11 protein-coding genes and 2 pseudogenes are annotated in these 12462 nt (G+C 42.6%); 7 read left to right on the plus strand and 6 right to left on the minus strand.

Going from position 1 to position 12462, the window contains the following annotated elements; all coding sequences use genetic code 11:
• A pseudogene (locus C8D84_RS12815) lies at positions 1-83 on the plus strand (IS5/IS1182 family transposase); the annotation flags it as partial.
• Positions 84-172: 89 nt separating this feature from the next.
• Here the strand turns inward: C8D84_RS12815 and C8D84_RS12820 are convergent.
• Positions 173-1651, minus strand: coding sequence for an ATP-binding protein (locus C8D84_RS12820; RefSeq protein ID WP_109592613.1), 1479 nt, complete (start codon positions 1649-1651; stop codon positions 173-175).
• A 494-nt stretch (positions 1652-2145) separates the two neighbouring features.
• On the opposite strand from C8D84_RS12820, the gene rpsP reads away from it, so the two are divergent.
• The 4 genes from rpsP to rplS all read left to right on the plus strand — a co-directional run bounded on the left by rpsP (position 2146) and on the right by rplS (position 4567).
• Positions 2146-2415, plus strand: coding sequence for a 30S ribosomal protein S16 (gene rpsP, locus C8D84_RS12825; protein WP_045445900.1), 270 nt, complete (start codon positions 2146-2148; stop codon positions 2413-2415).
• 185 nt (positions 2416-2600) lie between these two features.
• Positions 2601-3134 (plus strand): ribosome maturation factor RimM, encoded by a 534-nt coding sequence (gene rimM, locus C8D84_RS12830; protein ID WP_045445903.1) that lies wholly within the window; start codon positions 2601-2603, stop codon positions 3132-3134.
• An 87-nt stretch (positions 3135-3221) separates the two neighbouring features.
• The gene (trmD, locus tag C8D84_RS12835) at positions 3222-3986 is read left to right on the plus strand and encodes a tRNA (guanosine(37)-N1)-methyltransferase TrmD (RefSeq protein ID WP_109592615.1); all 765 of its coding nucleotides are present in this window, start codon (positions 3222-3224) and stop codon (positions 3984-3986) included.
• 188 nt (positions 3987-4174) lie between these two features.
• Complete coding sequence (gene rplS / locus C8D84_RS12840; RefSeq protein WP_045445905.1) at positions 4175-4567, plus strand: 50S ribosomal protein L19; 393 nt, start codon at positions 4175-4177, stop codon at positions 4565-4567.
• A 275-nt stretch (positions 4568-4842) separates the two neighbouring features.
• On the opposite strand, the gene C8D84_RS12845 is transcribed toward rplS, so the two are convergent.
• Positions 4843-5400: a DUF4442 domain-containing protein gene (locus C8D84_RS12845; protein ID WP_087945656.1), complete on the minus strand. Its 558-nt coding sequence runs from the start codon at positions 5398-5400 to the stop codon at positions 4843-4845.
• A gap of 515 nt (positions 5401-5915) precedes the next feature.
• Here C8D84_RS12845 and C8D84_RS12850 point away from each other — a divergent pair.
• Together C8D84_RS12850 and uvrC are read left to right on the plus strand one after the other, a co-directional pair.
• Positions 5916-7442 (plus strand): DUF3360 family protein, encoded by a 1527-nt coding sequence (locus tag C8D84_RS12850; RefSeq protein WP_045452432.1) that lies wholly within the window; start codon positions 5916-5918, stop codon positions 7440-7442.
• Positions 7443-7592: 150 nt separating this feature from the next.
• On the plus strand, positions 7593-9437 hold the full coding sequence (gene uvrC, locus C8D84_RS12855; RefSeq protein ID WP_109592617.1) for an excinuclease ABC subunit UvrC: 1845 nt from the start codon (positions 7593-7595) through the stop codon (positions 9435-9437).
• A 56-nt stretch (positions 9438-9493) separates the two neighbouring features.
• Here uvrC and C8D84_RS12860 read toward each other — a convergent pair whose 3' ends face one another.
• The 4 genes and pseudogenes from C8D84_RS12860 to C8D84_RS13805 form a co-directional block, all read right to left on the minus strand.
• Entirely contained in the window at positions 9494-10066 is a 573-nt protein-coding gene (locus tag C8D84_RS12860; protein ID WP_109592619.1) for a dihydrofolate reductase, read from the minus strand.
• A gap of 76 nt (positions 10067-10142) precedes the next feature.
• Positions 10143-10427: pseudogene (thyA, locus tag C8D84_RS12865) on the minus strand (thymidylate synthase); the annotation flags it as partial.
• Between the two features lie 209 nt (positions 10428-10636).
• Complete coding sequence (locus tag C8D84_RS14060; RefSeq protein ID WP_228244551.1) at positions 10637-12016, minus strand: restriction endonuclease subunit S; 1380 nt, start codon at positions 12014-12016, stop codon at positions 10637-10639.
• A 42-nt stretch (positions 12017-12058) separates the two neighbouring features.
• Positions 12059-12460 carry a hypothetical protein gene (locus C8D84_RS13805; protein WP_211181267.1) on the minus strand — a complete coding sequence of 134 codons (402 nt, stop codon included), beginning with the start codon at positions 12458-12460 and terminating at the stop codon, positions 12059-12061.
• Positions 12461-12462 lie beyond the last annotated feature (2 nt).

A 12462-nucleotide genomic window follows, 5' to 3' on the forward strand; every position in this document is an offset into this window, starting at 1 on the left:
CGATTGCTACTCGCTATGACAAGTTAGCCTGTCATTTCCTCAGTGCGATTCATTTAGTTTCTTGTGTCATTTGGCTTAATTGATGACACGCCCTAGGTGTTATACAACTAAATAGTCGCAGCGAATTGTTTTGACCATTTATTAGCTTTAGTGATGAACAGTTCAGCAGCTATCAGTCTTCTTTGTTCCCTGTCTTGTCATTAGAGACAGGCGTTTTTTCTGTATCGGCTGCCATGGTTGTATCTCCAGCAACCTTGGAAAGCAGAGGAATACGCACACACACTTGTAAACCTCCGTCGGGATGGTTAATGGCTTCTACCGTCCCATGATGCAATCTGGCAATACGGTCGACAATCGCTAAACCTAAACCACTGCCTTGTGTGGTACGTGCTGTCTCTCCACGTTCAAAAGGTTGCATAATACGTTCTAACTGATCTTCTGCAACGCCATCACCACAGTCACGCACACATATCAGCAATTGTTCTTGCGCCTCTCTATTGACGACATTTTCACTGACGACATCGCTATCTTCCTCTTCAATGGTTTCTATAAAAGTTGGCACAACAGTCGCTGACAGGTAAATGGGCGGTTTGCCATAACGCTTGGCATTATTGACCAGATTGATCACGAGGCGTTTGATAGACATGGGGCGCACAGGAACCACTTTGTGACACTCTGATTGATAGATGAACTCCATTGGTGCAAATTGCACCATAATCTCATTAAAGATGGTATCCAAATTGGTTAGGCTGACTGGCTCATCGGAGCCATCTTTCATAAACGAGATAAACTGCTCTAAAATGGCATCCATGTCTTCAATATCATAAATTAATCCCTCTCGAAAAAAGTCATCAGGTAACATCTCAGCAGTCAAACGCATACGAGTTAAGGGCGTTCGCAGATCATGCGAGATACCAGCGAGCATGATCGTACGCTCTTTTTGTGCTTGATTTAACGTCGTGAATAGACGATTGAATGCCATGTTGACCTGACGTATCTCCGTAGGTCCTTTTTGTGTTGGCAACGTAGTGGCATGACCGAGGCGAATATAGTTGGTCGCGGCACGCTGTAAATATCGTAGCGGACGATTTAATTGCCGCGCCAGTAGAATAATGGTCAGCAGCGATAAAATAGGTAATCCAATGAGAAACAGCACTAATAATGCTGGACTATATTGCGAGTAATAAACCACGGGTTCACGAATCCAAAAGCTGTCATCACGGCTGTCTTGCACCCAAAGCTGCGGTGTCGGTTTGAATTTAAAATAAACCTCGACAGGTCGACCCAATTGCGCACCGATTTCGCGTTGTAAGACATCAGTAAAGACGCCGACAAAGGCCTTATCAGCCACTGCTGGAAAGTCATTAGGGTTATTCACTACCACGACATGCGAGTGTTGATAAATCCATTGGCGTACTTCAGGACGATTTTTCCAGTCTTTGTTGACACTATTCATCAACTGCAGCTCGCTCGTCAAGTAACGCGCATGGTTTTTAAGCTCGGGTAAATATAGACTGCGCCAAAAAAATAGAATCGACAAGCTGACACTGATAAGAACAATGAAAGAGACCATCAAGGTTGTCAGCCAAGTGTTGGAGTAAGAGCGCGTAAACCGCCCTTTGCGACGTGGTTGCGATTTTGGTGTGGTCATATGGATCCAACATATTAAAAGATGCTTTATTGAGTTTAGTGTAAAAATGGTGCTTTTTTATGTCGTTCAAAAACAACGTGCAATACTTATGAGTAGCGTAATAGCTAATACTCTTGAGCGATGGCGCAATTCGGTAGGCGATAGCATCATTCACTCGCTGACTATGTCATAGAGTAGCATAATCAATGAATGACACGGATGGCTTTAAAACAGTAGGCAACAATTGAATACTCAAATTTGCACTAATATAGTACTGAGTAATATAGCACCGAATAATACAGTGCTGAATAATACAGCAACGAGCCACTTGGACATGATGTAGAGGCAGTATCTTCAGTTAAAAATCAGTGGTGATGATCAATTGTATTTTACATCGATGGACATTTAAGCTATTGTTAATAAATAATTAAATAAGCGCAGTTTATGTTTTCAATAAATCAAGACTGTGATATAATTATGCCCTTTTTGGTATACCTGCGAAAGAGAGAATTCACATGGTTGTTATTCGTTTAGCACGGGGCGGTGCCAAGAAACGCCCATTTTATCAAGTAGTTGTTGCTGATCAACGCCGCGCGCGTGACGGTCGCTATATTGAAAACATCGGCTTTTTTAACCCACTCGCTAAAGAGTCTGAAGAAGCAGTACGCCTAAATATGGAAGCGTACAATGCGTGGATCGCAAAAGGTGCACAACCTTCAGATCGCGTTGCTTCATTGGCAAAAGCTTTCAACAAGTCTGTCGCGCAAACTGAAGCAACTGCTTAAGTTTTGTGGTCACTGAGACGCTGATAGCTCGTCTATAAGTAGTCTCGATAGACTTTAGTAAAAAACATAGCGTAACTGGTCTAACTAGGTACGCCATTAACTGTTTATCGCTTTTAACTGCGTTTATCGTTTTTAATTGCTTTTTATTTATCTTCGCTGTGTTCATCATTGTTAGGTTAGCCGTTATGTCCTCTGCTCCAAACGCTAGTGCCCTTATGAAAATTGGTCAGCTCAAAAAGCCTTATGGCATCAAAGGTTGGCTTTGGGTATTTAGTGAGACAGATGATCGTACGGCGATATTTGACATTAAACCTTGGTGGATGAAAACCGCTACCGGCATGAAACCTTTAACCGTTAAGGCTTGGCGTGAGCAAGGCACAGGAATTGTAGCTCAGTTTGAGCAGATTCCTGATCGCAATGTTGCTGAGACTATGAACGGGGTAACTCTTTGGGTCGAGCAAGACATCTTGCCAGAACCCGCTGAAGATGAATATTACTGGTCGGATTTGGTCAGCCTGCGCGTTGTAAATGAGCAGGATGAGTATCTAGGCGACATTACTGAGATGTTTGAGACTGGCGCTCACGCTATTATGCGGGTTGCGGCAAACTCAGACAGCTTAGATGCCGATGAGCGCCTGATTCCATGGCACAAGCAAACTGTAGTACAGGTCAGTCTGACTGAAAAAACAGTGCTAGTGGCATGGCCGAGTGATTATTGATAATAGTTTTAACTTTGCGGTTAAGCTTTATCAGTAATAACACCGATTTATTTAGCCAATATTAGCCACTGCGCAAGTAGATACCTAATGTATTTTGCCGTTATTAGTATTTTCCCTGAGATGTTTGCCACGATTCGTGAGTTTGGAATCACGGGTCGAGCAGTCACTCAGAAACAAGTGACGATTGAATGCATTAATCCGCGTGATTTTACCAGTGATAATTATCGCCGTATTGATGAACGTCCGTATGGTGGCGGTCCTGGCATGGTGATGATGGCTGAGCCATTATCTCAAGCGATTGAGGATGCGCGCCTGCGAGCAAGTCAGCATGGCTGCCGTGTCGACAAAGCGCACTGTCCGGTGATTTATATGTCGCCACAAGGACAGACGCTGAGTGAGAGTAGTGTGGTCGATATGACTGAGTATGACGGCATAATTATATTATGTGGTCGTTACGAAGGTATTGATGAGCGTCTACTGTCGCAATATGTTGACAGGGAAATATCGCTTGGTGATTACGTACTTACCGGTGGTGAGCTGCCAGCAATGGTGCTGATGGATAGTGTGATACGTCGTCTGCCTGATATTATGGGTGATGATAAGTCAGCTGAGCAAGACTCGTTCGTCGATGGCTTGCTTGATTGTCCACATTATACTAAGCCGCATGAGTTTGCGGGTATGGCAGTGCCTGAAGTGTTACTTTCAGGTCACCATGCCAATATCGCGAAGTGGCGCTTTAGTCAGCAAGTCGAACGTACGCAAGCGCGTCGTCCAGACTTATGGCAAGCGTTTACGCCAACGGTAGAGCAAGCAAAGTGGCTAAAAGCATTGGCGAAAGCAGATAAAAAATAGCGTTGATAGCGGCTAAAAAGATAAACAGTTAAGCAACAGAATTTTGAGCAACAACAAAACGAGTCATAGCATAATGGCCGTTTGTCATAACCCACTTACGTTGTGTCTCATTAAAAAGATACGATCCATTATTACAAACAGGTGATATGCGTCAAGCCTCTATTATCTAATGTGAGGAGATAACTCTCATGAGCAACAAGCATCCATTGGTTCAGGTCATCGAAAATGCTCAATTGATTGAGCGCCCAAGCTTTGCACCCGGCGATACCGTTGTGGTTCAAGTAAAAGTACGTGAAGGTGAGCGTGAGCGTTTACAGGCTTTTGAAGGCGTTGTAATTGCTAAACGTAACCGCGGTTTAAACTCAGCGTTTACCGTACGTAAAATCTCAAGCGGTGTTGGCGTTGAGCGTGCATTCCAATTGCATTCACCAATCATCGATAGCATCGAAGTGAAACGCCGTGGCGCTGTTCGCCGTGCGAAACTATACTACTTACGTGAGCGCTCTGGTAAATCAGCACGTATCCGCGAGAAGCTTGCTCCGCGTGCACCTAAAGCTGTTAAGCCAAAAGCTAACGCTTAGATTATATCCAGTATCTGCTTTTAAGCATTGTGCTTAATATCGCTTTATTGCTGAACTGTCTATTATGCGATTCGGCAATAGCGAAAAGCCAGATACAAGCCCTTATTCATAGGTTTATCATATAAATAAGCGGGTAGTACCAAAAAAGACAAAACCCCAATCTGTGCGTATGCCAGATTGGGGTTTTTGTTTCTGTTGTTTTAATTAATGCGCTTTAATTAATATGCTTTAAATCACAAATCTAGAGAAACGTTTTAAAAATTGCCTTTAAAGTTCTAACCATCGAGATTTTCGATACGGCTATTTTGGTCTTTAGATTTGCTGTACTTACGCAAGCGTATATAGAGCGTCTTAGTGACGGTAGCGATAATTTTTTGTTGATCATCGACGATATCTGCTTGGTATTCCCGAAATACTGGCTCGCCTTCTTTTGCTAATTCCTGAATCGTGGTGATTTCATTGCTAGGAATTTTTAGGCGCGCAGTGACTTTGCTATTACCAGGGGCAATAAACTCAATATGTGAGCTTTTGTCCCAGACTACGTAACTGCTGCCCAGTTGGTGCATCAGCATTATCATATAGAATGGATCTACCATCGAATACAGGCTGCCGCCAAACTGAGTGCCCACGATGTTTTTGTTCAGCGTATTCAGCCCCATACTTACCACACACAAACCTTGATCGAGATTGAGGTGATCGATTCTGATACCAGCGCCTACGTACGGTGCATAAGTGTTGATACGCAGCTTCAGTAGGTGAGGTGTCAATAACGGCATGATACTTTGTTTGGCTCTGCGTTTTAGCGTCTCAAAATTGGTAGGTAGCAAACTCATAAATTCGTCCTATTGCTTCTTTTATATTTTTTAGTGATACCGTTTGAATCAAACTTTTTAGTGTACTTCTATCAAAGAGCAGTCACGAAAGGGCGTTTATCATAAGTAAAAAATATCAAAACCGCTAGGCTTAAAGCGTAACCGACATGGATTTTCTATAGTTACTTAAAAGTTATAATAAACTATTTATTATAACTATCTTTAATATTTAGTTATGTGATAACAAATATCTAGATACAGATAATTATTAAAAAAAAGGTCATTTATTCTAATTTAAAGCCTATATTAAGTGTGTTTTTTTCTCATGGTTTTCTATTAAGTTCAATTTTGCATTAAATGGAAACTTTAATTTATATATTATAATAGTGTATGGACTTTTTGGGTGGTTCTAAGTTCGCGTTTTGAGTTCTCATGTCATACAATGGCTTGCAATTTTTAATGGACGCTTTAGTCACATTAAATTTCACTATCAAATTATCAGTTAAATAAAGCCTCAGTCGACATAAGGAAATGTGATGAGTAACACTCAGATCCCTTCTTCAGGGTCTAATCAGCAGTCATCAAATCCATCTAATTACGACAGCGAGCCATCAGGTAGCTACCTTGATTTACACAAACCAAGCGCAAGCTTTGACAGTCGTGACGCTTATCTAAATCATGAACTACAAATCATGCAGCCAAAACGTTGGCGTCCCAATTTGCCGTTTCGTGATTATCGCTTTGAGTATGAAGATACGATTCCTGCAATGGCGGCGACGATTGGTAAAGTGGTTATGGTGGGTGCTATTGCGGCAACATTTGCAGGTCCACTTGGTTTGGGCGATGCGTTTGTTTTAGAAAACGTTCGTTATGAGCTATTAATCGTTTCATTTTTTATCATCTTATTTTCAGGATTTCTACTCCCGACAGCCAACCTTGCAGGTACTCACGGCCCCCTTATTCCGCTTATCCCTATTGTCGTGGCCGCTGGCGGCCATCCCATGGCCTTTGGTCTGCTCATCGGTGCCTTCGGCTTGCTATTGGCAATCAGTAAAGGGGGCAGTCTGCTGGCAAACTTGACCAGTAAAGGCGTGTGCGGTGGCCTCTTGATTTACTTAGGGTTTATCGGTACCACCTCACAGGTCAAAAACCTCTTTGCTTGGGCAGAAGGTATTGGCATGTCGCATATTGCCTTCTTCATTATTTTGGCCACTATCCTGCTATATGCATTACTTGAGCATTGGCAAAAACGCTGGCTTGCGGTTCCGCTAAGCTGTGTACTAGGTGGCGGACTTGCATTTGCATTGGGTGCACCCTTTGAGTTCAAAACTGCACCAGGCTTACCAAACATGAACCCGATGTATTGGTGGGGTGAAAATACCGGTTGGATGCTAGGATTACCGACGGTTGAAAGCTTCATTGTCGTACTGCCGTTTGCTATTTTGGCCGTTGCTATGTGGTCACCAGATTTTTTAGGCCATCAGGTCTTTCAAAAAATCAGCTATCCTAAACGTACCGAAAAGGTACTCATGGATATCGATGATACAATGACCAGCGCATCGTTTCGCCAGGTCGTCGGTTCTGTATTGGGTGGTGCTAACTTTGCGTCATCGTGGGGCACCTATATTGTCCCAGCAGCGATTGCCAAACGTCCGATTCCTGCCGGTGCTTTACTGACGGCATTGTTCTGCATTATCGCAGGGGTTTGGGGCTATCCAATGGATTTGGCTATCTGGCAGCCAGTGATGTGTGTGGCATTGATCGTTGGTGTGTTTATTCCACTGCTTGAGGCTGGTATGGAAATGACGCGCGAAGGTAAAACCACGCAGTCTGCTGCGATTGTAGTCTTTGCTTCTGCACTCGTGAATCCTGCCTTTGGTTGGTCACTCACGTTGTTGCTTGATAACTTAGGCTTGATTGGCTCGAAAGAACGCAGTGCCAATTTGACTAAAATGAGCCGCTGGATCATACCGGGTATTATGTTTGTGGTGTTGACAGGTGTGATGGCTATTGTTGGTATGCTACCGGGCATCCCAGCTTTAATGGCTAACTTCCGTCATTAGTATGTTGCTGAATAAGCGATAATAGAACAAACTAAGTCAGCGAAAGCTGGCTTTTTTATGGGTGATGCTATGATAATAATTGGCTTGTAAAACAATGACTCCCGCCCCATAACTAGCAGTATTATAAGACTTTTAAGAGCAATAAATTCTATGGTCAATGTCTCAGAATCGAGTTCCATCGATGACAAGAAAGCCCGTCTTAAGCATTTAATTCAGCGCCTGCCAAATTTGCCAGGGGTCTATAAAATGCTGGGTAAAAATGGCGATATCTTATATGTCGGTAAAGCCAAGTCACTCAAGAGCCGTGTGAACAGCTACTTTGCTAAAACCATTGACCATCCAAAAACACGGGCGCTAGTGGCACGGATACATAATATTGAAACCATTATTACCCGTAGTGAGACCGAAGCGTTATTGCTCGAGCAAAACTTGATTAAAGAATATCGTCCGCCTTATAACGTGCTATTGCGTGATGACAAATCTTATCTTTATGTGTTTATTTCAGCGGATAAGCCTTACCCGCGATTGGCTTATGGTCGCGGTAAAGGCAATCACCAGAAAGGGCGCTTTTTCGGTCCTTTCCCCTCTGCTCATGCCGCCAAAGAGACACTGGTGCTGATGCAGAAAATGTTTCAAATGCGCCAATGTACCAATACCTTTTTTAAGCAACGTAAGCGTCCTTGTCTTGAGTATCAGATTAAGCGCTGCCGTGCGCCCTGCGTGGGCTTGGTATCGGCCGAAGAATATGCAGAAGATGTCAATAATACCATTCGTTTCCTAAAAGGCGACTCTAGCGATATTCATAGCGCTTTGATTGAAAAAATGGAAGCTTCTGCTGAAGAATTAGACTTTGAAAAGGCCGTGTTTTATCGCGATCAGCTGTCTATGCTGCGTGAAGTACAAGCCAAGCAAGCTGTTTATACTGTGCAAGGCGAGGCGGATGTGATTGCTATTGCCAGTCAAGCAGGGATGACTTGTGTCAACGTCTTGACCGTACGTGGCGGGCGTGTTCTTGGCGGTAAGAATTACTTCCCTGACGTTGATAGTAGCGAGCCACTTGCTGATAATTTATCTGCCTTTATTACTTCATTTTATTTTCAGGTGACGGATGACTTGCCACCTGAAATCATGTTGAGTCATGAATTACCGGATCAGGTGGCGGTCAGTGAAGCATTGGCGAGCCATTTTGGCAGTAAAGTCGTGATCAAAACCAGTGTCCGTGAGCACCGTGCCGAATGGTTAGATTTAGCCAAACTCAATACCAATAATGCGCTAAAAACCAAGCTGGGTGATTATTTAGAGTTGCATGCGCGCTTTGGTGCCTTAAAAGATGTCTTAGCGGATGTCACTGATAGAACCATTGATCGCATAGAGTGTTTTGATATCTCCCATACCATGGGCGAGGCGACCATTGGTAGCTGCGTAGTCTTTGACCAAGGTGGCTCGCGTCGCCGTGATTATCGCCAATATGCGATTCATGACATTGTCGGTGGTGATGATTATGCCGCAATGAAACAAGTGCTGACACGGCGCTATAAGAAGCAGCCATTGCCTGATTTGTTGCTGATTGATGGTGGTAAAGGGCAGCTAGGTATTGCTAAAGACGTATTGACGGAGTTGGGTATTCTGGGTGACACTTTGCTCATTAGTGTAGCAAAAGGGGAAGGGCGCAAGGCTGGGCTTGAGGTGTTGCACTTTATCGATCATGAGCCACTTGATTTGCCGATGGATAGCAAGGCGCTGCATTTACTGATGCATATTCGCGATGAAGCGCATCGTTTTGCGATTACGGCGCATCGTAAGAAGCGTGATAAGCGCCGTTCATCGTCAGTGTTAGAAGTCATACCGGGGCTCGGTGAAAAGCGCCGCCGTGATTTGCTCAATCATTTTGGCGGATTGCAACAATTGCTCGGTGCATCGCAGCAGGAATTGGCAGGTGTGCAAGGTATTGGTCCAATACTCGCGAAAACGGTTTATAAAGTGCTGCATGAATAATTTAGGCAATGTTCGCCAAATGTAGGTTTCTGATAATAAAGTTTGAAAATTTACTACTATTCAGCGCTTTTTCTTCTATAAGTCACAAATTTAAAGTCTAAGTCACTTTTTTCATCGTGCATCTGCTCAGACTCTTCTGCCACTTCAAACTCATTTGGCAATTCAGGATAAAAGGCATCACCATCCGTAATCTCAGTATCGACGTGGGTCAGCTCAATACGGTCGGTATACATCAAGGCTTCGCTAAAGACGCGCTCGCCACCAATGACCCAAATCGTATCAAGATGCGCACCATGTGCCAGACTTGCCGCTTGCGTTAATGCATCATCTAAATTGTGCACCACGTAAGCATTGCTTTTGCCGACCAAACCTTTTTGTTCGGCATAATCTAGCTGGGTGCTGATGATGAAGCTCACGCGTTTTGGCAAAGGCTTGCTGCCCATTGATTCAAACGTCTTACGACCCATAATGACGATACCTTGAATCGCACCATCATTTTGTTTGGTCGTCATGTTTTTGAAATGCTGCAAATCTGCTGAGATATGCCACGGTAGCTCATTATCTTTGCCGATACAGCGGTTGCTACTGATAGCTGCGATTTGGGCAACTTCGGTGTGGGCATAACTCATAACGTATCCTTTTTATTGTCTTTAACATGCTACTTGCATTTGCTGCATTTATTTAAAACTTTCAATCAAACAAAGGCTAGACTGCAACCTTTGCCTTAATCGCAGGATGCGACTCGTAACCATCAACGCTAATGTCTTCGTATGTGAAAGCAAAGATATCTTTCACATCAGGATTAAGCGTCAGCGTTGGTAGCTTATAAAGCTCACGCGTCAGTTGCAGCTCAACTTGCTCGCGGTGGTTTTGATAAATATGACAATCGCCACCCGTCCAGATAAATTCGCCCACTTCTAATCCGCATACTTGCGCGACCATATGGGTCAGCAAGGCATAACTGGCAATATTGAATGGCACACCTAGGAATGTTATAACCCCTAATTTATGCACAAGACGCCTAATAACATAGCCTTAACAGCTGTAATAGCATTGTGCACTTTTAATTCTGCACAATATGGATTATACATACAAGGTTATTATACCTGATTTTAAAATATCACTGCTAATAGAAGGTCTTGTTTATTTCTTTTGGTTGTACTAGAGCATATAAAACGTGATTGTTCCAATACTAAAACTCACCCTAAGGCCTTATCAACTAACGCATCAGTAAGCTGAACTTGCGTTTCTTGAGACTGTTGTAATTTAGCTTTTAGCTGATCGCAAATAGCCATTAGCTCGTCAACTTTAGCAACGATGCGATGTTGTTCAGCTAGAGGAGGTAAAGCTATCTTTAAAGCTCTGACCTGACTTCTAGATACATTTTTCATAGAGCTGCTAGTACCTCCTGCTACCTCTGCATAATATTCGCGAGAATAACTACTATTATTCACTAAATTTATATAATAGCTAAATACATCTTTAGTAAAACTAAAACGAATGATTTTGTCACTCATCATTAGTTTCTCGGGTGTGTTCTTTGGAACAACAACAGAACGTGCTACTAAATCGGCCGTATTAGCTCTGGAAATAAGGAAGTCATTAGCTTTTACTTCATACTGAGGTTTTGGCTCTAAATAGTTTGGCAAGGCTTTATTCTCATCAGGCTGATATTTACCCCAAGTTACAGCACTTACTTTAAGTACACCCCAATTATCTCCTTCTTTTGGCGTAGGATCACATTTGGGACTCCAACCAGCCTCCGAGCTTAAAGATAAACTATCTATTTGACACCATTCCCATCCTTTTGGTAGCTCAAAGAATTTTTCTCCGTCACTAATCGGTGGTAATGGTTTTTCTTTCTTAATCTTCTTTTCTTCAATCAACCGCTCTTTTTCTTTAGCTATCTTTTCTAATAACACTGAAGCAGGTTCATCATTTGGATCCTGCGGTACTAACTTACCCATTACTGCCAACTGCAATACCGTTTGCTTTAGGGCTTCGATGCTTTGCTCGGTGGTAAATAGGCTATCAAAATGCTCAGATATCCTTGCCCAGTTTTGTGCCAGCTCATCAGCATCAGAACTATCTGTCAAAGTGGCTAATAATACTTCTACAAGCGTAGCGTGAGCTTCGATACTGGCTTCGGTTTGCTGCTCTAGCTGATCACATAGTAGCATCAGCTCATCGACTTTTGCGACGATGCGTTTTTGTTCTGCTAGTGGAGGTACAGGTACAGGAAATTTAGCTAAATCTGCACCTGATAGATTAGGTTGAGCTGTTCCATTATTATATTTAGATATAGTTCTCTTTGTTAGAGTGCTATTTAGTACTAGCATAATAAAATGTTCTAACCGACTTATTATAGGACGCATAATAATTAGAGATGATGCGATTGCTCCGATGCCGAAATTACTTACTAGAGCACATTTACCAAGAGAGCCTCTCAAGCAAAAAAGAATATCTCCATTTCGGAATTTGCCACCATTTAAAATATCGAAACGATCTTGAGTGATGTAGCTAAGCTCTTTCTTTGAAACGACTCCTCCTTCAAGCTGACCAGCATTGATAAAAGGTATGCCTTTATCGACTAACGCTGATTTATTAGGATAATTTTTACCTCAATCACCATTTTCCAAGCTAACTATTTCGTTTATATGAATCCATTCCCAACCTAAAGGTAAATCAAATGGCTGTTCTTTTTTACTAATTTTAGGCAAAGACTTACTTTTTCTTATTTCACCTTTTTTAATCAACTCAGCCTTTTCAATAGCGATTTTCTCTAACAAAACAGATGCAGGCTCATCATTAGTATCTTGTGGTACCAGCTTGCCACGTACTGCTAACTCCAAGATCAGCTCACGTAATTTACTAATTCCGTACAGCTCATACTTTTTGCTATTACCACGTCCACTAGTCGATTTAGTCAATATAGAGCTGGTCCAGATATCTATGTGTTCAGTGATTAACTGTTCTGGCTTACTTATGTCTTTACTCATCTCTAAGCTCGTTTTTACATTCATAG

The sequence above is a fragment of the Psychrobacter immobilis genome (genome assembly GCF_003148585.1).
Lineage (GTDB): Bacteria > Pseudomonadota > Gammaproteobacteria > Pseudomonadales > Moraxellaceae > Psychrobacter > Psychrobacter immobilis.